The following is an 18,734-nucleotide window of genomic DNA, read 5'->3' as shown; positions in this document are numbered from 1 at the left end:
CGGACCGGAGACGGACGCCGCCGGAGTGGGTACTGATGAAGCGAACGCCGCCGGAGTAACACCCGCCGAAGCCGGCTTCGCTGTCCCGCACGCCGCCGAAGAGGGAGTCGTCGAGGCGGGCATCGCCGGTGGGAAAGCACCGGGACCGGCCGCGTTAGCAGCCCGTCCGGAGTGAGTCCCGCCACGGCCGGGAAAACGGCTCGACGCCGCCTCGTACACTGGTGTCGTGGTCATCAAGGAGCTCGTGCGGATCCAGAGAGAGTAGCCGCCGTTGCCTCGCGCGCCTGCCGCGCCGGGGCTCGTCAGCGTCCCTGCTTCCCCCTTCCGACTCCGGAGTTTTCCATGATCACGGCCACCGGCCTTGAGCTGCGCGCGGGTTCGCGCATCCTGCTGAACGGCGCCACGCTGCGCATCCAGTCCGGCGATCGCATCGGCCTCGTCGGCCGCAACGGCGCCGGCAAGACCACCTCGCTGAAGGTCCTCGCCGGCGAGGGTGAACCACACGCCGGCGACCTGCGGCGCAGTGGCGAGCTCGGCTACCTGCCGCAGGACCCGCGTGAGGGCGACCTGTCGGTCACTGCCAAGGACCGCGTGCTCTCCGCTCGCGGGCTGGACTCCCTGCTGCGCAACATGGAGAAGGCGCAGAACGAGATGTCCGAGCTGGTCGACGACAAGCAGCGGGACAAGGCGATCAACCGCTACGCCCGGCTGGAGGAGCGGTTCGCCTCCCTCGGCGGATACGCCGCGGAGAGCGAGGCCGCGCGGATCTGCTCGAACCTCGGCCTGCCCGACCGGGTGCTCGCGCAGACGCTGAGCACGCTTTCGGGTGGCCAGCGGCGCCGGGTGGAGCTGGCGCGCATCCTGTTCGCCGCGGCGGAGGCGGGCGCGGGCGGCAAGTCGGAGACGATCCTGCTGCTCGACGAGCCGACCAACCACCTCGACGCCGACTCGATCACCTGGCTGCGCGGCTTCCTCAAGCAGCACGACGGTGGTCTCGTGGTGATCAGCCACGACGTCGACCTGCTGGCCGACGTGGTGAACAAGGTGTGGTTCCTCGACGCCACGCGGGGCGAGATCGACCTCTACAACATGAGCTGGCAGCGGTACCTCGACGCCCGCGCCACCGACGAGAAGCGCCGCCGCCGCGAGCGTGCGAACGCCGAGAAGAAGGCCTCCGCGCTGCAGCAGCAGGCAGCCAAGCTCGGCGCGAAGGCGACGAAGGCGGTCGCGGCGAAGAACATGGCCCGGCGGGCGGAGCAGATGCTGGCTTCGCTGGACGAGACCCGCCAGGCCGACAAGGTCGCCCGGATCAAGTTCCCCGAGCCGGCTCCGTGCGGCCGTACGCCGCTGACCGTCGAGGGCCTGTCGAAGTCCTACGGATCACTCGAGATCTTCACCGGAGTCGATCTTGCCGTGGACCGCGGTTCGAAGGTTGTCGTACTCGGATTGAACGGCGCCGGAAAGACCACATTGCTGCGCTTGCTGAGTGGATTGGAAACTCCGGATACGGGTTCCGTCGTTCCGGGTCACGGATTGCGTTTGGGCTATTACGCACAGGAACACGAAACGCTCGACCACGAAGCGAGCGTGTGGGAAAACATCCGGCATCTCGCGCCGGACACCGGAGCACAGGAGTTGCGGAACCTGCTCGGTTCGTTCCTGTTCACCGGCGAACAGCTCGAACAACCCGCGGGTACCCTCTCCGGCGGCGAGAAAACCCGGCTCGCGCTGGCCGGGCTGGTCTCCGGTCAGGCCAACGTGCTGCTGCTGGACGAGCCCACGAACAACCTCGATCCGGCCAGTCGTGCGCAGGTCCTGGACGCGCTGCGCAGCTTCGCCGGTGCGGTCGTGCTCGTGACGCACGATCCGGGCGCGGTCGAGGCACTCGAACCGGAACGGGTGATCCTGTTACCGGACGGCACCGAGGACCACTGGTCGGCGGAATATCTGGAACTTGTGCAGCTGGCCTGACTCGGTGCGTCCGTCCGGGTGCCCACCGTGGTGACAGAAGCACTGGAATGGCCCAATGTGATCGCTTTTCGGCGAGTTTTACGGCTGTCGTCTGGCATTCCGGCCCATAGTGTTCGATCATTGCCCCGGCAGGGGCCCGGTAAGGGTCCGGAACAACCACTCGGCGGGAAGGCGATCGACGTGGCTGATCTCAAGAAAGGCGCGCGGATCACCGGCAACACGCGCGACAAGCTGGCCGCTGACCTGAAGAAGAAATACGAGAAGGGGTCGAGCATCCGGGCTCTGGCGGAGTCCACCGGACGGTCCTACGGGTTCGTCCACCGGGTTCTGTCCGAATCCGGTGTCCAGCTGCGGGGGCGTGGCGGCGCCACGCGGGTCAAGAAGAAGTAGCAGTACCCAGGCCACTGCGCGGGGGGCGCAGGGCCGGTCCGGACGCCCGGAACGTGAGCGCCGCTCCGAGCAGGACCAGCGGATAGACCAGGTAGCCGTAGCGGGTTGCCGGGGTGAGCAGGATCAGGGCGCCGAGTCCGACAGCGATCCGCACGAGTGCGGCGGATCCCGTCGCGGGGGGCCGGCGCACCAGCCAGACCAGCATCGCCACCGCCGCGATGCCCACCAGGACCAGGGCGACCGCGGTACCGGCCGAGCCGGTCTCCGCGATCAGGTGCCCGGGCAGCGGGCTCGCCGCGGGCGAACGCACCGCGCCCATGCCGAGCGGGAACCGCAGCACGTGCTCGACGAACGCACGGGGATTCACCAGATACACCGGCAGATGCAGGACCACCGTCGTCGTGACCACAGTGGTCACGAACCGGGCAAGTGCGGTGTACCCACCGGGTTTTCCGCCGCAGGTGCGGAAATACAGGAGCATCGCGAGAACCGCGAAGGCCGGCGCCGCGATGAGTTTCGCGCTGATCACCAGTGCCAGCACGAATCCCGACCAGCCGGCCCGCCCGGTCGCGGCGAGCGCGCAGGACAGCACCAGCAGGCCCACGATCGCCAGGTCCGGCCCGGCCACCGCCGAGGTCAGCGCCGTGAGCGGGCAGGCGAGCGCGAGTTGCGCGGACAACACCGGGATCCGCGGCCGGTTCAGCAGCCGCAGCGAACCGAGCACGCACAGGCAGGCCGCGAGCGCGAACATCCAGCGCGCGTCGGTCAGCGCGTCCGTGACCGGATTTCCGCCGAACAGCGCGCGTGGCAGGCCGAAAAGTGCCATCACCGGGCCGTAGGGCGTGTAGTCGTTCACCTCCGGCGCGCGGCCGAGCGTGGTCACGTCCACATAGGGCGTTCCGTGCTGCAGCAGCAGCGTCGCGCTGCGCTCGATCACCCACACTTCGGGTTGCGCGGCCCAGGAATCGGGCGTGACGAGCCAGTCCACTCCGGTCAGCCGGCGGATCACCAGCACCACCAGCGGGCACAGCATGGCCAGCAGCCCGATCGCGCCGATCCCGATCCAGCGCGAACCGAGCCGGCCGGTGTGGCGATGCAGTCGCGCGGAAACCAGCAGCCAGCCGCTGTGCGCGGCGGCGATGCCGTACCCGGCGATCGCGAACTGGCCCCAGATCCGGTACCCGTAGAACTGCGAGACGAACCCGGTGATCAGTGCGAAGACGAAGCAGCCGAGGTAGAACAGCAGGTCCCAGGTGAGCAGCCGGGTGCGCTGCGGGCCGGTCGCGCGGGCAGGGGCCATCAGCAGGTGCATGCGTTCCCTTCCGCCGCGGCCGACCGTGGCGACAGGCTACCGAGGGGGTCCGGGCCCGCCGCGTCCGCGGGGCCGGAATGCCGCGGGAAGAACCGCGAACCCGGTGGTGTTGTGCAGGTCATATCCGGAAAATAGCTCTAGTAATCTAGAGGTATTTCGAACTGGGGGGAGACTCCGATGGACAACACCTGGGCGTTGCTCGGGTCCGCGATGCGCGCCGCCGACACCCCGAGGGCGCTCACCCGCGGCACGGTGCGGCGCGTCGCCCGCTTCGCCCGCCCGCACTGGCGCGCGCTGCTGATCTTCCTGGTGCTGACGGTCGCCTCGGCGGTCCTCGCGGTGACCACGCCGGTGCTCGCCGGCAAGGTCGTCGACGCCATCGTCGGGGGGCACGACCTGACCACGGTCATCGTGCTGTCGGTGGTGATCGCGGTGCTGGCGATCGTGGACGCCGGGTTCGGCCTCGCCGAACGGTGGCAGTCGTCCCGGATCGGCGAGGGGATCATCCTCGACCTGCGGGTCACGGTGTTCGAGCACATGCAGCGGATGCCGATCGCGTTCTTCACCCGCGCCCGGACCGGGGCGCTGGTGAGCAGGCTGAACAACGACGTGATCGGTGCCCAGCGCACGTTCACCGCGACGCTGTCCGGCCTGGTCACCAACGTCATCCAGCTGGTGCTCTCGCTCGTGGTGATGGTGTCGCTGTCCTGGCAGGTCACGGTCGTCGCGCTGGTGCTGCTGCCGGTGTTCGTGCTGCCCGCGCGCCGGCTCGGCCGCCGGATGGCCGGCCTGCAGCGGGAGGCCGCGCAGCTGAACGCGGGGATGACCACGCAGATGACCGAGCGGTTCTCCGCACCGGGCGCCACCCTGGTGAAGCTCTTCGGCCGTCCCCGTCAGGAAGTTGCCGACTTCGCGGTGCGGGCCGGACGGGTGCGCGACATCGGGGTGCGCACCGCGATGCTCACCCGGTGGTTCATGACCAGCCTGACGCTCGTGTCCGCGCTCGCCCAGGCACTGGTCTACGGACTGGGTGGATACCTGGCGCTCACCGGACGGCTCGAAGCGGGCACCGTGGTCGCGCTGGCGTTGCTGCTGACCCGGCTCTACACGCCGCTGACCGCGCTGGCCAACGTGCGGGTGGACGTGATGACCGCGCTGGTCTCGTTCGAGCGGGTCTTCGAGGTGCTGGACCTGAAGCCGATGCTCGACGAGCCGGCCGACCCCACGCCGATGCCCGTGGGCGGGGTCGCGGTGGAGTTCGCCGACGTGCGCTTCGGCTATCCCGCGCCGGACCGGTTCTCCCTCGCCTCACTGGAGGACGTGGCCACTGTGGACAGCCGGGGCGGCGAGGAGGTCCTGCACGGCGTGAGCTTCCGCGCCGAGGCCGGGCAGATGGTCGCGCTGGTCGGACCGTCCGGAGCGGGCAAGTCGACGATCGCGTCCCTGCTGCCGCGGCTGTACGACGTGGACGGTGGCGCGGTCCGGCTGTCCGGGGTGGACGTCCGGGACCTCAGCTTCGCCGCGCTGCGGGACACCGTGGGAGTGGTGACCCAGGACGGGCACCTGTTCCACGACACGATCCGCGCCAACCTGGCCTACGCCCGGCCCGGCGCGACCGACGACGACCTCTGGACCGCGCTGGCCCAGGCCCGGCTGGAGGATCTGGTGCGGTCGCTGCCGGACGGCCTCGACACCACCGTCGGCGAGCGTGGTTACCGGCTTTCCGGCGGCGAACGGCAGCGGCTCACCATCGCGCGGCTGCTGCTGGCGCAGCCGAAGGTCGTGGTGCTCGACGAGGCCACCGCGCATCTGGACTCGGAGTCCGAGGTGGCCGTGGGCGAGGCGCTGACCGGCGCACTGGCCGGCCGGACATCGCTGGTGATCGCGCACCGGCTGTCCACCGTCCGCGCCGCTGACCAGATCCTCGTGGTGGAGGACGGCGTCATCGTGGAACGCGGCACCCACGACGACCTCCTGGCCCTCGAAGGCCGCTACGCGGACCTGTACCACACGCAGTTCTCCGAGGAGCCCACCGCGGCGTGACGGCCTGCCGTGAAGGCCTCCGCCGGGGAACTGGAGGAGGCCTTCACGGACTGGCGTACGGTTCAGCGCAGCGCGGGCACCCGCGGGCCGTACTTGGCCAGCAGCGCCGCGTTCGCCTCGTCCCCGCCCTCCACATTGGAGCTGCGCCACAGCGGTACGTCGAGCCCCTCGGCGGTGCCGCGGTCGAGCACTTCGGCCAGGATCAGGTTCCACAGGAACGCGTTGACCACTGTGGACAGCGGCGCCGTGCGCGGTGCGCCGGGGGGATGGCTCGCGTCGCCGGGGACGACCAGCGAATCGATGACCACGGTGCCCTCCTCGACGAGGGTGCTCGACGAGCGGCGCGGCGCGGCGGCCACACAGGCCCGCGACGTCACGGCGATCACCGATGCGCCCCGGCGGCGGGCGCCCGCGGCCAGCTCGACCGGGTACGGGTTCACCCCGGACGTCGAGAACACCACGAGGACGTCGTCCGGTCCCGGCGCGCGTTCGGTGAGCACCTCCTCGGCCAGCCCGCTGCGGCGCTCGGTCTTCGTGCTGTGCTGCGCGCCGTGCAGCGGCAGCAGCTCCGGGTGGTAGACGGGATAGACGCAGGCGAGCCCGCCCGCGCGGTAGAAGGTCTCGGCGACCGCGGCGAGCGAATGCCCGGCTCCGGCGGTGAACACGAGCGAGTCCGCCCTGATCACCCCCAGCAGCAGGTCCGCCGCCGCGGAGCACTGCCCTGCGTTGGCCTCGGCCGCCGCTTCGAGCTTCTCCGACGTGCTCTTCCAGATCTCCGTGGCGCTCACCACACCTGCCCTTCCTCGCGGGTCCGGGCGCCGAATGTATCGCGTGCGCACGCTTCGTGGTGGATTACCGTGGAGCAGGACTGGACCAATGGAGGCAGCTGGTGGCGGAGACGGGGCCGGGCCTCACCCGATGGCGCCCTCGCGGCAGCACGCGCGCGGTGGCGCTCGTCCTGCACGGCGGGGCGGAGCACGGCACCGCGCAGGTGCGCCCGTGGCGGCTGGCCTACCTGCGGATGGTTCCGCTGGCCCGGGCACTGCACCGGGCGGGCCGGGCCGACGGGCTCGAGGTACTCCTGCTGCGCAACCGCCTGTACGGCTGGAACGCGCCCGCGGAGAACCCGGTCCCGGACGCGCGATGGGCGCTGGAACGGATCCACGCCGACCACCCGGGCGTGCCGGTCGTGCTGGTCGGCCATTCCATGGGCGGGCGGGTCGCCCTGCGGGTCGCGGACGATCCGGCGGTCCTCGGCGTGTGCGCGCTGGCGCCGTGGACGCCGCCCGGCGAGCCGGTGGACGCGGTGCGTGGCCGTTCGGTGCTGATCGTGCACGGCACCCGTGACCGGATGACCTCACCTGCCGCGTCCTACGCCTTCGCCGCGCGCGCCCGCGCGGTGGCCGAACGGGTCGTCCGCTACGAGATCGCCGGGGAGGGGCACGCGATGCTCCGCCGTCCCGCGGTCTGGACCAGGCTGATGTGTGCTTTCACACGGGAGCTGACCGGAGCCGGGGAAAAGGACGAGACTTTCCGCCGGGCCGCGGCCGCGCCCGGCGACGAGGGGCTGCGCCTGCCCGGATGAACGGCCAGGTCGGGAGCGCGCGCGGGGCGGCCCGGGAATACCATCGAGAAGGGGCCGGAAGGCCCGTCCGGAGGGAGTGTCTTGTCCACGTCAAGTGTTGACCGGCCGGCGGAGCCGACCACGCAGCCGGTGCCCGACGAATCCCGGTGGCCGGGGCTGGCCACGCCACCGCATTCGCCGGTACGGGCCCGCGCCGCGGAGGCGTTGTTCCGCCGTGCGGTGAAAGCGCTGGACGTGCGGGTCACGTTCCCGGACGGCACGGTGCTCGGCGCCGGCGGACCGGAAGCGCCGGAAATGCGGATCCTGCGCCCGGCGGCGTTCTTCCACCGGCTCGGCGCGGACGCCAAGATCGGCTTCGGCGAGGCCTACATGGTCGGCGACTGGACCACCGCCGACCTGCCCGGCGTGCTGACCCCGTTCGCCGAGCGGCTGGCCACCATCGTGCCGCCGTTCCTGCAGCGGTTCCGCCGGCTGGCCGAGCGCACCCAGCCGGCCGCCGAGGAGAACACCATCGAGGGCTCCCGTTCCAACATCCACCGCCACTACGACCTGTCGAACGACCTGTTCGGCGCGTTCCTGGACGAGTCGATGATGTACTCCTCCGCGCTGTTCGGGCCCGCCGACACCCTCACCCAGGCGCAGCACCGCAAGCTGGACAGCGTGCTCGACTACGCCGGCGTACGCGAGGGCAGCGAGGTGCTGGAGATCGGCACCGGCTGGGGCGAGCTGTCCATCCGCGCGGCCTCGCGCGGGGCGAAGGTCACGTCGCTGACCATCTCGCAGGAGCAGAAGGCGCTCGCCGACGCCCGGATCGCCGAGGCCGGCTTCTCCGACCGCGTCGACGTGCGGCTCTGCGACTACCGCGAGGCCACCGGCGAGTACGACTCGGTGGTCAGCGTGGAGATGATCGAGGCGGTCGGCGCGGCGTACTGGCCCGCGTTCTTCGGCACCATCGGCGGGCGGCTGCGCCCGGGCGGCCGGTTCGGGCTGCAGGCCATCACCATGGACCACGACCGGATGGTGGCCTCGGCACGGTCCTACACGTGGATCCACAAGTACGTCTTCCCCGGCGGCATCATCCCCTCGGTCCGCGCGATCGAGGAGGGCATGCGCGACAACACCCGGCTCAAGCTGGCCGGGATGCGGGAGTTCGGCCAGGACTACGCCCGCACGCTCAGGTTGTGGCGGGAGCGCTTCCAGCAGCGCTGGGAGGACATCCGCGGGTTCGGCTTCGACGACGTGTTCCACCGGATGTGGGAGTTCTACCTCGCCTACTCCGAGGCGGGCTTCCGCTCCGGGCACCTGAAGGTGCACCAGTTCGGGTTCGCCGACCCCCGCTGACCTCGCCGCTGCCCGCCGGCACAACCCGTCCCGGGTGCCGCACGTCCTCTGTGTCGGGGAGTGCGGTTCACTGGGCCGCACACGACCACCGGATCCGGGGAACGGGGAAGAGACCGATGACGTACGGAGGCGACGACGGCAGGCGGCGGATGCCGCCCCGGCCACCGCAGCCCGCCGCGCGCCCGCGGCAGCACCAGCGGGCGCAGATGATGCCGCTGCCGGGGCGCGGGCCGAGCCCGTACGACAGCCGCACCAGACCGATGGGCACGCCGGGGCACGGCCCGGGGGAGCCGCCGCCCCCGCCGCCGCGGCAGCCCCCGCCGGGGCAATCGGCGCCGCGGCCGCGCCGGCGTCGCCGCTGGGGCGTCGGCAAGGTCCTGATGACGCTGCTGCTCGTCGTCGTGCTGTTCGTCGGCGGGATCTGGGCGTACCTCGAGTTCTCCATCAACCGGGTGGACGCGCTGAGCGACTACTCCGGCCGTCCGGCCGCCGCGTCCGGCGCCAACTGGCTGATCGTCGGCTCGGACAGCCGCGCCGGGCTGACCTCGGAACAGGAGGAGAACCTCGCCACCGGCGGGGAGACCGACGCGAGCGGGCAGCGCACGGACACCATCATGGTCGCGCACGTGCCGGACAACTCGACGAAGCCGACGCTGCTGAGCCTGCCGCGTGACTCCCGGGTGAAGATCCCCGGCCACGGGACCAGCAAGATCAACGCCGCGTTCGCCATCGGCGGGCCGGCGCTGCTGGCGAAGACCGTCGAGGGGGCCACCGGCCTGCACATCGACCACTACGCGGAGATCGGCTTCGGCGGGTTCGCGAACATCGTCGACGCGATCGGCGGGGTCGACATGTGCATCGAGAAGGACATGAACGACCCCAAGACCGGCATCAAGATCAAGGCTGGCTGCCAGCAGCTCGAAGGCCGCGAGGCGCTCGGCTTCGTCCGGATGCGCTACAGCGACGCGACCCCGCGGTCGGACCTCGACCGGGTGGCGAACCAGCGCAAGTTCATCGGCGCGCTGGTCAGCCAGATCGCGAGCCCCGGCACGCTGCTCAACCCGTTCGACTTCTTCCCGCTGCTGTCCGCGGCCCCGGACGCGCTCACCATGGACTCCGGTGACCACGTGCACAACCTCGCCGGCCTGGCGCTGGCGATGCGGGGCATCTCCGACGGCGGGGTCGTCACCACCACCGTCCCGCTGACCAGTTCTTCGGCCGAGCACTGGGACAAGGCCAAGTCGCAGCAGCTGTTCGACGCGCTCAAGAACGACACCGAGGTGCCCCCGGACATCATCGTCAGCTGAGGTCCGGCGGATCGGGCCGGGCGCGGAAAATCATGCGCCCGTCCGGTGCCGGTCCTGCGACGATGGCGGTATGGACCCACTCACCGACGGCGTGGTCACGCTCGTCCGCTGGCGCCAGGAAGACCTCGACGTGCTCGTGCGCACCGTCTCCGGATCGCTCGAGCACCTCGGCGGCTGGCTCGGCTGGGCCACCGGGGGTTATGGCGAGGCCGATGCGAAGGAGTTCCTGCGGGCGCAGGAGACCGGCGAATCGCGGGACTACGCCATCCGCGGCCCGGGTGGCGTGGTGGTCGGTGGCTGCGGCCTGATGGACCGCGATCCCGGCCGGGAGATCGGCTACTGGCTGGCGAAGGAGCACACCGGCCGGGGTTATGTGACGCGCGCGGCGGCGCTGCTGGTGGCCGAGTCCTGGCGCGAGGGCGCGACCTTCGTCGACATCAAGCACGACGAACGCAACGAACGCAGCGGCGCCGTCCCCCGCCGCCTCGGCTTCATCCACCACGGCGAGGAACTCGCCGACCCGGTCGCCCCGGAGTGCTCGGGCTTCACCCACGTGTGGCGCATGACCCGACCGGAGTGGATCGGCTGACGTGCTCCGGCCGGGGTGAGGCGCGTTGGTGACGTGCACCGGCCGGGCTGGGGTGCAGCTGCGACCGCGGTCCGGTCGAAGCGGCGTGGGCGGCGAAGGCTGACCGGCCGGGCCGGGGTTGGCGGCGACGGCTGACCCGGCGGAAGTCAGGCCGCGCCCGCCAGCTGCCACCACCCGGGTGCGGCCCTGCGGCCATGGTCAGCGGAGCCGGCCGGCCCACCCCGGCCGGAGCACGCCTCAGGCCTTCGCGCGTTCTCGCAGTACTTCCAGGGCTCGGTCGGCGTGCGTGGTGAAGTTGAGCTCGCTCTTGACCACCTCGAGCACGCGGCGGTCGGTGCCGATCACGAACGTCTGGCGTTTCGTGTGCAGTGGCAGGATCTTGCGCCACACGCCGAACTGCTTGGCCACCGTTCCGCCCACATCGGACAGCAGGGGATAGTCGAAGCCGTTGGTGGTGGAGAAGGTGCGCTGCTTGTCCACCGCGTCCGGGCTGATGCCCACGCGCTGGGCGCCCACCGCGGCGAACTCCGCGGCCAGGTCGCGGAAGTGGCAGCTCTCCGCGGTGCACCCGCCGGTCATCGCCGCGGGGTAGAAGAACAGCACCACCGGGCCGTCGGCGAGCAGGGTGGACAGGGTGCGGTCGGTGCCCTGGTCGTCGGGGAGGGTGAAATCGGGCGCGAGGTCGCCGGTCTGCATGGGGGTCCTTCCGGGTCGGGGTGGCAGCGCCATCCTGCCCGGAGTTCGGAGCCGCCGGGGACGTGGATGGGTCAGCGGGCGTGTCGTTCGATCATCTCGTCCACCTCGTCGCCGGTGGCCGAGTCGGTGACGAACGCGCCGCGCGCGGCCAGCACCCCCAGCTCCCGCAGCCGCTGGGCGTGCCCGGCGCTGCGCACCCCCTCCGCGCCGATCCGCAGGTTCAGCTCCTTGGCCCGGGTGACGAGCTGGCCGAGGTGGCGCACATCGGTCTCGGCGGGGTCCTCGGCGAGCGCGTCGATCACCGCGCCACTGAGGATCACGTGCCGCACCGGCAGCCCGAACCGGGGGATCAGCTCGAGATCGGACGAGCCGGAAATCGTGAGCACCAGCTGCGCGCCCAGGTCGGCGAGCACGGTGAAGGAATCCAGCACCTCGCCCTTGCCGTCGAACATCGACTCGCGGTCGGTGCACAGCCGCAGCGCGCGGGCGGGCAACGCGTGCCGGTCGAGCTGTTCCTTGACCAGCAGCACCAGATCGGGATCGGTGGCCAGCCGCTTCGGCAGCCGGATGCACACGTCCGGCGCGGCGTCGCCGTACCGGTCGCGCCAGCGCGCGGTGGCCGCCAGCGATTCGGCCAGCAGCCACCGGCCGAGCGGCACGGTCATGCCGGTGGTCTGCGCGAGCGGGTAGAACTCGGCGGAGTCGAGCTCGCCCTGCTCCGGATGATGCCAGCGCAGCCCGGCGTTCACCGCGGCGATCTCGTCCGGTTTGGCCAGCTTCACGGTCGGCTGGTAGATCAGCGAGAACTCGCCGTTCTCCAGCGCCCCCGCGATCACCGCGCCGAGCTGGTACCGGCTGCGGTCGTGGGCGTCCTGCTGCGGATCGAACAGCATCCACTGCGCCTTGCCGGCCTCCTTCGCCCGGTGCAGCGCGAGTTCCGCGGCCCGCAGCAGCTCGACGTGCTCGCCCTCGGCGGCCGGGCGCACCACGATGCCGGCGCTCGCGCTCACGCCGATGCCCTGCCCGTCGAGGTAGTCCGGCTCGTTCAGGTCGGCCAGCGCGCGGTCGACGAGTGCCACCGCGTGCGGCCGGGTCAGCTGCGGACCGCGCAGCAGTGCCGCGAACCCGTCGCCGGACAGCCGGGCCACGTAACCCTCGTAGCCCTCGTGCGGTCCGCCGAACACGGCGTTCAGCTTGCCCGCCACCTTCTTCAGCACCTGGTCGGCCACCCCGGTGCCGAGCCCGTCGTTGACCACCCGGAACCCGTCGACGTCCAGGTAGACCAAGGCGATCTCACCGTCGTCGGCCGCGGCGAGCGCGGCCTCGAGCCGGGCGGTGAAGGCGGCACCGTTCGGCAGTCCGGTGAGCGGATCGTGCAGGTTCTGGTGCAGCAGCCGTTCCCCGAGCAGGTGCAGGTCGTCCGCGTCGGCGGCCATCAGCACCGGGAAGCGGGTGCCCGGCTGGTCGCCGGGCAGCGAGGCGAGCGTGACGTTCGTGATCAGGCCGCCGTCCACGCGGTGGTCCAGGTGGACGCCCCGCACCGTCCGCCGTTCGTCGCCGGCGTCGGTGATCCGCTCCAGCCCGGCACGCAGCCGGCCGGCGTCCTGCGGGGTGGCGGCCAGTTCTGCGAGGTGCCTGCCCAACAGCCGCTCGGTCGCGGCGCCGAGGAGTTTCGCGAGCGCCGCGTTCGCTTCCACGATGACGCCGGAGGGGTCGGCCAGCGCGATGCCGATCGGCGCGGCGCCGAACAGCGCGGTGAAGCGGAGCAGCGCACCGTCGTCCGCCGGCGGGGCAGCGGCGACCTCGCCGGCGAAGGCGAGCAGCGTCCGCTCGAGCTCGGCGGCGGGGAGCGTTACTCCGTTGGTGTCGGTCAGCATGGCCGCGTACCTGCGCGCGGCGTCGACCCACCCTGGTGCGGGACCAGGCTCCGGCACACTCCACCTCTTCGGATGCGGACAAAGGCCAGCTCAAACCGGGTGCCGGGAAGCAAGGACCCACACTAGATGAGTGATTCCGTGAAGTTCGTGTGAAGTGGGGTCGCGTCGGCGGCAGAAGGGGGAGGTGCCCAAGGTCGATGTGTGGGCAAAGATCTGCGCTTTCTGCTCGTGCCACAAGGCTCGCCGAGTCGCCAAGACACGGGGTTGCCGCACCCGGATCGCCGCGAGGAGACCGGCCGTAACAGCACCCACGGACGACACCAACCAACCTCCGCTCTACTTACGCTTCCTGTCCGATCAAGCTGGGCTGTCAAGGGGTCCTTGAGGGACTTGGAGTCCCCCAAGGCGACTGCCTGATTGTTTACCTACTTGTGAACTCGGACGACGGCTCGTCGGGAGGTTGAGCAGGGCAGCCGACCGGACCACGCCGTAGTGCGGTTCGTCAGACCTAATCGGTCGTGTGCTCGTCGGGTGTCGGGCATGATGGCTGACGTGAGTGAGCCTGCCGACGCGACCTCTGGTCACGATGTCCCGCCGAGCTTCGCCGATGAGTTGCGCCGGAGGGCGGCAGCTTTCCGGGCGTGTGCGGAGACCGAGGGACGGGCCGCCGGGTTGTTCGCCGGGCTTGATGAGCGAGGGCTCCCCGGCATGGCCGACATGCGGAGCCGTTCCGAGCGTGCTGTGCGGATGCTGACGCAGGTGGCTTCGGTGAACGCCGCGCAAGCACTCGCTTACGACGAGATGATCGCGGCCGGTGGTCCGGACGACGCTCGGGCATACGTTGAGTACGAGGCCACCACACGGCGTCTACTTGCGCTGATGCCCGCCGACACGCTCGCCGACTGACGGTCGAGGCGCGTCGGAAGCCCGATGGGACGGGCGGGACGGGTCGTCGGGGGAACCCGCCCCGCCCTGCTTTGGGGCCGGTGGCTGTCCCGGCCAGCCGGTGAGCGGAGGCTCAGCGGCAATCGTTCGCGCGGGCTGCCGCGACTGCCTTGGACGCGGCACCGATCAGGCGTTGCCATCCGGCGAGGTGTGAGAGCAGTTGGTCACGGCCACGGTCCGAGAGCCGCCATGCTGACCGCCGCCCGTCCGTTGTCGGTCGCGTGGTCAGGTAACCCGCTATGCGCAGCGTGGCCAGTTGTTTCGACAGAACGGCCGGAGGGAGCCCCAGTTCTTCGCGGAGCGCCGAGTAGTCGTGCCACTGTTGGTCCGCCAGGAAGACGGCGATCAGTAGTCGCACTGGGGTCACGTCCGGCGGAGTGGTGTATGAGATCGACTCCGCGTGATCTTGGTTCGGGATTCTAGGCGGTTATTGCCTCGGTTGTCATGAGTGCCTCGCTGCCGGTCGGTGCGGCTTCGGTGGTGACGATGCGGATGCGTGAGCGGGCCAGTAGATCGAGGCCCATGTAGCGGCGGTTCTCGGTCCACTCATCACTCTGTTCGGCCAGGACGGCGCCGACGAGGCGGATCAGGGAGTCGCGGCCGGGGAAGATCCCGACCACGTCGGTGCGACGGCGGATCTCCTTGTTCAGTCGCTCTTGAGGGTTGTTCGACCAGATCTGGCGCCAGACCTCGCGCGGATATGCGGTGAACGCCAGCAGCTCATCGCGGGCGTTGTCGAGGTGCTCGGCTGCGTCGGGCCAGCGCGCGGTGAGAGTGTCGACCACGCGTCCGTACTGGGCTGTGACGGCGTCGGCGTCGGGCTGGTCGAAGATCGTGCGCACCTGCGTAGCGACATGCGGCTGCGCCGACTTCGGAACACGGGAGAGCAGGTTACGCAGGTAGTGGGTGCGACACCGCTGCCACGCCGCACCCGGCAACGCCGAGGCGATCGCCGCCACCAAGCCGGGATGGGCGTCGGAGATGACGAGCTGGACCCCGGACAGGCCGCGGGCGACCAGACCGCGCAGGAACGCCAACCAGCCCGCTCCGTCCTCGCTGGAGGCCACATCCAGGCCGAGGATCTCGCGGTGCCCGTCGGCGTTCACCCCGGTCGCGAGCAGCGCGTGCACGTTGACCACCCGGCCGTCTTCGCGGACCTTCACCGTGAGCGCGTCGACCCACACGAACGTGTACGGGCCCTGGTCGAGCGGGCGCTCGCGGAACGCGGCGACCTGCCCGTCGAGGTGCGTGGCCATCTCGCTGACCTGCGAACGCGACAGCGACTTCACCCCGAGTTGTTCGGCCAGCTTCTCCACCCGCCGGGTGGAGACACCGAGTAGGTAGGCCGTGGCCACGACGGTGACCAGGGCCTGCTCGGCGCGGCGGCGGTGGGTCAGCAGCCAGTCCGGGAAATAGGAGCCCTGGCGCAGCTTCGGCACCGCCAACTCGATCGTGCCCGCTCGGGTGTCCCACTCCCGGGCCCGGTAGCCGTTGCGCTGGTTCGTCCGCTCGCTGCTGCGCTCGCCATAGCCGGCCCCGCACTGCTGATCGGCCTGCGACGACATCAACGCGTTCGCCATCGTCGCGATCATCGTCTGCAACAGATCCGGCGACACACCCGCCGAGGCGAGCTCCTCGACAAGCTGGGCAGGGTCCACACTGTGTGGTGCGGCCATCGTGGTGGTCCTTCCTGGAGTTCCTTGGTCGGTACTCGAGAAAGATCACGCGGTGGCCGTCTCACGTCACGACGCCACGCCGCTCACCAGCGACGAACCCGTACACCACCTCCGCGGACGTAACCCCCACGGGCGGGACCAGGGACGGGTCTACGTCCTCGGTGAAGCCGCTGACGTGAACGAACCTTGCCATCAGGCGCCGCTCAGTTCAGGACTGGTCGGCGTCTGCCGTAGGCAGTCCGTACAGGGCATACCACCTAGACGGCTGATTCCGTGAAGTTAGTGTTAGTGGTCGTAGGCGATGAGTGATCGTTTGCTGGTCAGGCCGGTGTTCCAGTTGTGCCAGATGCCGGCGGCCATGGCCAGCAGGCGTTGGGCGACGCGGGTGAACACTCCGGCGGGGGTGCGTCCGCCGTGGGCTTCGAGGTCGAGCTGGCCCTTGAGGGTCTGGTTGACCGACTCGATCCGTTGACGGACACCGCCGAGGTTGCCGTTGCGGTAGGTCTCGTCCTTGCGGTCCGGGCGCAGCAACTCCAGCCCCATCGCCGCGGTCAGCTTCTTGAATTCCTTGCCGGCGAAACCCTTGTCCGCCAACAGGGTCTGGCCGTCACGAACGAGGTGGTGGTTGTGCTCGAGCAGGGCGGCCAAGACCTCGCGTTCGCCGAGTTTCGGGTTGGCCAGGCACCACATGATCGGCATGCCGTCGCCGGCGCAGACGAGGTAAAGCTTGAGCCCCCAATACCACCGAGAGTGTGACGCACAGTAGCCGTAACTGGCGTGGCCGGCCAGGTCGGAGCGCTTCACGGTTTCCCGGGACATCCCGCACGGCACCGGGGTGGCATCGGTGATCCACATGTCGTCAAACCAGGACGGACAGCACAGGGAAAGGGCCAGGATGGTCTTGCGCAGCAACGGTTCTGATGCCTTTAACCGCTTGTGGTAGCCGGACTGCCCAGGAAGATGAGCAAACCATTCACGCCACCGGGAGTCGGCATGAAGATGGCGAATCCATCGGCGCTCGGAGTCATACCGCAGCAACACTTGGGCAGTGGCCAGCGTGATCAACTCACTGTCCGTGAGTAGTGGGCGCCGTCCCCGGCCGGTCCGGGGCAGCACCACATGGTCATCGACGAGCACGTACAGTGCCGTCAGGAGGGTGTTCAGGTCGTTCTTCACAAAATGATCATGAGCACCCTCCACTCATGCCCACACTCGGGGCCACTTCACACGACCTTCACGGAATCACTCATCTAGGTACGAGTTGGCCGCGATTGATGCCACGGCACCACGGGCGAAACGGGGTGTCTACCGGCTGAACGAGTGATGGACGCTACACAACTGGTGACATCATGTCACCTTGAGTGCTCGATCGTGGTGATCTGGTGTGTCCGTTTTCCGGGCCGATACCCGCTTCTCGCGGCAGCCGTCAACGATAGGCGAGCCGTACCGGAAGCCCGTCGGCGGGCACCGGAAGCGAGACGTAATCCCACTTCACGTGGTAGTCCTCCGGCACCGACCAGCGGTAGGTCCGCAGCATCTCGTGCATCAGCGCCTTCACCTCGAGGCTGCCGAACTGCAGTCCGACGCACTTGTGCGCCCCGCCCCCGAAGGGCATCCAGGCGAAGCGGTGGGTCTTGTCCTCCCGGCGATCGGGCCCGAACCGCTCCGGGTCGAAGGACCTCGGGTCGGTCCAGCATTCCGGGTCGAAGTGGTTGATCGTCGGGGAAACACTGACCAGCGTGCGCGCGGGCAGGTGGTGGCCGAGCACCTCGGTGTCCTTTGTGGTCATCCGGGCCAGCGAGGGCACCGGCGCGCGCAGCCGCAGCGCCTCCTTCATCACCAGATCCAGTGTTTCGAGGCTTTCCAGTGCCTCGAGGTCCGGCAGCTCGTCGCCGAGCCGCAGCGATTCCTCCCGTGCGCGTTCCTGCCACTGCGGGTGCTTGGCGAGGTAGTAGGCCATCGCGCTGCTGGTGATGGTCGTGGTGTCGTGTGCGGCCATCATCAGGAAGATCATGTGGTTCACGACGTCCACGTCGCCGAACCGGTCGCCGTCCTCGGTGACGGCCTGGCACAGCGCGGAGAACAGGTCGTCCCCGCCGCCGGCCCGTTTCGCCGGCAGGTTCGCGCCGAAGTAGCGCTCCAGCAGTCGTCGCCCGCGCAGCCCTGCCGCCCAGCGGCCACCCGGCACCGGATGGCGTACCAGCGCGGTGCCGGCCCGCACGGCGCTCACGAAGGCGCGGTTGATCCGCGCCGCGTCGAACCCGCCGCCGGAGGACGGAAGATCCATGAACACCCGGGTCGCGACGTCGAGGGTCAGCTGCTTGAGCGCCCAGTACAGCCGTGGCCGTCCGCCGGCGCCCCAGGCGCGGATGCCTTCCCGCAGCGGCGGGCCCATCTGCGTGACGTAGCGCTCCAGCCGGTCCCGCGTGAACGCCTGCTGCATGATCCGGCGGTGCAGGTGGTGCTCGCCGAAGTCCAGCAGCATCAGCCCGCGTTCGAAGAAGTGCTCGATGAAGAACTTCCAGCCTTCCTGCGAGAACGCCTTGTCCTTGTTCACGAGCGCGATCCGGGTGGCCTCCGGCCCGGACAGCGACACGATCCGGCGGCCGAACGCGCCGGACCAGGACACCGGCCCGTACTGCTCGAAACGGCGGAAGGTGAACTCCAGGCCGAAACGCATCATGTCCGGCGCGTGCCCGACCACCGGCGGCCCGTCGTCGCCGAGGACCGGTTCCAGCCCGCTGCCCGGTGGTGGCGCGGCCAGCTCCCGCACCGGCCACCGCGCGCCGAGCCACCGCTCGTCCACGCCGCGGGGCAACGGGATCGCGGTCAGCGGAGGCATCCGCTCCCGCGCCGCGGAGGCCGCTCCGGTGATCCTGCCGGCTGCGCCGCGCATCCCGGCGACCCTCGCGGCTGCGGCGCTCGCTCCGGCGACTCTGGCGACTGCACCGCTCGCTCCGGCGACCCTGCCGACTGTGCCGGTCACGACGACCACCTCCGGG

At 70.2% G+C, this 18,734-nt stretch carries 16 protein-coding genes; 8 read left to right on the top strand and 8 right to left on the bottom strand.

Translation table 11 applies throughout. The annotated features are described in order from the left end of the window. The first annotated feature begins 342 nt into the window (after window positions 1-342). Both BJY18_RS10065 and BJY18_RS10060 read left to right on the top strand, forming a co-directional pair. Window positions 343-1,971 carry an ABC-F family ATP-binding cassette domain-containing protein gene (locus BJY18_RS10065; protein ID WP_184779707.1) on the top strand — a complete coding sequence of 543 codons (1,629 nt, stop codon included), beginning with the start codon at window positions 343-345 and terminating at the stop codon, window positions 1,969-1,971. Window positions 1,972-2,151: 180 nt separating this feature from the next. Beyond that, a complete protein-coding gene (locus BJY18_RS10060; protein WP_003071237.1) occupies window positions 2,152-2,361 on the top strand; it encodes a helix-turn-helix domain-containing protein in 210 nt (69 codons plus the stop codon). Here BJY18_RS10060 and BJY18_RS10055 read toward each other — a convergent pair. After that, window positions 2,348-3,673, bottom strand: a complete 1,326-nt coding sequence (locus BJY18_RS10055) for a glycosyltransferase 87 family protein (protein ID WP_184779706.1) — start codon at window positions 3,671-3,673, stop codon at window positions 2,348-2,350. The two genes, BJY18_RS10060 and BJY18_RS10055, sit on opposite strands and share 14 nt — an antisense overlap. Window positions 3,674-3,850: 177 nt before the next feature. On the opposite strand from BJY18_RS10055, the gene BJY18_RS10050 reads away from it, so the two are divergent. Next, a complete protein-coding gene (locus BJY18_RS10050) occupies window positions 3,851-5,716 on the top strand; it encodes an ABC transporter ATP-binding protein (RefSeq protein ID WP_184779705.1) in 1,866 nt (621 codons plus the stop codon). 62 nt (window positions 5,717-5,778) lie between these two features. On the opposite strand, the gene BJY18_RS10045 is transcribed toward BJY18_RS10050, so the two are convergent. Next, window positions 5,779-6,507 (bottom strand): SIS domain-containing protein, encoded by a 729-nt coding sequence (locus BJY18_RS10045; RefSeq protein WP_184779704.1) that lies wholly within the window; start codon window positions 6,505-6,507, stop codon window positions 5,779-5,781. 98 nt (window positions 6,508-6,605) lie between these two features. On the opposite strand from BJY18_RS10045, the gene BJY18_RS10040 reads away from it, so the two are divergent. The 4 genes from BJY18_RS10040 to BJY18_RS10025 all read left to right on the top strand — a co-directional run bounded on the left by BJY18_RS10040 (window position 6,606) and on the right by BJY18_RS10025 (window position 10,538). After that, window positions 6,606-7,301: an alpha/beta hydrolase gene (locus BJY18_RS10040; RefSeq protein ID WP_184779703.1), complete on the top strand. Its 696-nt coding sequence runs from the start codon at window positions 6,606-6,608 to the stop codon at window positions 7,299-7,301. An 81-nt stretch (window positions 7,302-7,382) separates the two neighbouring features. Then, complete coding sequence (locus BJY18_RS10035) at window positions 7,383-8,642, top strand: SAM-dependent methyltransferase (RefSeq protein WP_184779701.1); 1,260 nt, start codon at window positions 7,383-7,385, stop codon at window positions 8,640-8,642. 116 nt (window positions 8,643-8,758) lie between these two features. Continuing rightward, on the top strand, window positions 8,759-9,949 hold the full coding sequence (locus tag BJY18_RS10030; RefSeq protein WP_184779699.1) for an LCP family protein: 1,191 nt from the start codon (window positions 8,759-8,761) through the stop codon (window positions 9,947-9,949). A gap of 70 nt (window positions 9,950-10,019) precedes the next feature. Beyond that, on the top strand, window positions 10,020-10,538 hold the full coding sequence (locus tag BJY18_RS10025) for a GNAT family N-acetyltransferase (protein ID WP_184779697.1): 519 nt from the start codon (window positions 10,020-10,022) through the stop codon (window positions 10,536-10,538). Window positions 10,539-10,775: 237 nt separating this feature from the next. On the opposite strand, the gene BJY18_RS10020 is transcribed toward BJY18_RS10025, so the two are convergent. Together BJY18_RS10020 and BJY18_RS10015 are read right to left on the bottom strand one after the other, a co-directional pair. Further along, a complete protein-coding gene (locus BJY18_RS10020) occupies window positions 10,776-11,234 on the bottom strand; it encodes a peroxiredoxin (RefSeq protein ID WP_184779694.1) in 459 nt (152 codons plus the stop codon). Between the two features lie 71 nt (window positions 11,235-11,305). After that, window positions 11,306-13,111 (bottom strand): EAL domain-containing protein, encoded by a 1,806-nt coding sequence (locus tag BJY18_RS10015; protein ID WP_184779692.1) that lies wholly within the window; start codon window positions 13,109-13,111, stop codon window positions 11,306-11,308. Window positions 13,112-13,654: 543 nt separating this feature from the next. Here BJY18_RS10015 and BJY18_RS10010 point away from each other — a divergent pair. After that, entirely contained in the window at window positions 13,655-14,017 is a 363-nt protein-coding gene (locus tag BJY18_RS10010) for a hypothetical protein (RefSeq protein ID WP_184784472.1), read from the top strand. A 112-nt stretch (window positions 14,018-14,129) separates the two neighbouring features. Here the strand turns inward: BJY18_RS10010 and BJY18_RS10005 are convergent, their stop codons facing one another. The 4 genes from BJY18_RS10005 to BJY18_RS09990 all read right to left on the bottom strand — a co-directional run bounded on the left by BJY18_RS10005 (window position 14,130) and on the right by BJY18_RS09990 (window position 18,628). Beyond that, window positions 14,130-14,414: a transcriptional regulator gene (locus tag BJY18_RS10005; RefSeq protein ID WP_184778725.1), complete on the bottom strand. Its 285-nt coding sequence runs from the start codon at window positions 14,412-14,414 to the stop codon at window positions 14,130-14,132. Between the two features lie 61 nt (window positions 14,415-14,475). Beyond that, window positions 14,476-15,732: an IS256 family transposase gene (locus BJY18_RS10000; RefSeq protein WP_184776778.1), complete on the bottom strand. Its 1,257-nt coding sequence runs from the start codon at window positions 15,730-15,732 to the stop codon at window positions 14,476-14,478. 285 nt (window positions 15,733-16,017) lie between these two features. Next, window positions 16,018-16,908 carry an IS982 family transposase gene (locus tag BJY18_RS09995; protein ID WP_184778676.1) on the bottom strand — a complete coding sequence of 297 codons (891 nt, stop codon included), beginning with the start codon at window positions 16,906-16,908 and terminating at the stop codon, window positions 16,018-16,020. Between the two features lie 250 nt (window positions 16,909-17,158). Beyond that, window positions 17,159-18,628, bottom strand: a complete 1,470-nt coding sequence (locus BJY18_RS09990; RefSeq protein WP_184779690.1) for a cytochrome P450 — start codon at window positions 18,626-18,628, stop codon at window positions 17,159-17,161. Between the last annotated feature and the right edge of the window lie 106 nt (window positions 18,629-18,734).

Origin of the sequence: Amycolatopsis jiangsuensis (assembly GCF_014204865.1) — a bacterium.
Taxonomy (GTDB): Bacteria; Actinomycetota; Actinomycetes; order Mycobacteriales; family Pseudonocardiaceae; genus Amycolatopsis; species Amycolatopsis jiangsuensis.
Note: the sequence above shows the minus strand (reverse complement) of the source record. Positions and strands in the feature narration are given on the sequence as shown.

Bases quoted from the DNA above. Each gene is read 5' to 3' on its own strand.
- BJY18_RS10065 (WP_184779707.1), top strand. From the start codon at position 343: ATGATCACGGCCACCGGCCTTGAGCTGCGCGCGGGTTCGCGCATCCTG.
- BJY18_RS10055 (WP_184779706.1), bottom strand. From the start codon at position 3,673: ATGCACCTGCTGATGGCCCCTGCCCGCGCGACCGGCCCGCAGCGCACC.
- BJY18_RS10050 (WP_184779705.1), top strand. From the start codon at position 3,851: ATGGACAACACCTGGGCGTTGCTCGGGTCCGCGATGCGCGCCGCCGAC.
- BJY18_RS10030 (WP_184779699.1), top strand. From the start codon at position 8,759: ATGACGTACGGAGGCGACGACGGCAGGCGGCGGATGCCGCCCCGGCCA.
- BJY18_RS10025 (WP_184779697.1), top strand. From the start codon at position 10,020: ATGGACCCACTCACCGACGGCGTGGTCACGCTCGTCCGCTGGCGCCAG.
- BJY18_RS10020 (WP_184779694.1), bottom strand. From the start codon at position 11,234: ATGCAGACCGGCGACCTCGCGCCCGATTTCACCCTCCCCGACGACCAG.
- BJY18_RS10015 (WP_184779692.1), bottom strand. From the start codon at position 13,111: ATGCTGACCGACACCAACGGAGTAACGCTCCCCGCCGCCGAGCTCGAG.
- BJY18_RS10010 (WP_184784472.1), top strand. From the start codon at position 13,655: ATGGCTGACGTGAGTGAGCCTGCCGACGCGACCTCTGGTCACGATGTC.
- BJY18_RS10000 (WP_184776778.1), bottom strand. From the start codon at position 15,732: ATGGCCGCACCACACAGTGTGGACCCTGCCCAGCTTGTCGAGGAGCTC.
- BJY18_RS09990 (WP_184779690.1), bottom strand. From the start codon at position 18,628: ATGCGCGGCGCAGCCGGCAGGATCACCGGAGCGGCCTCCGCGGCGCGG.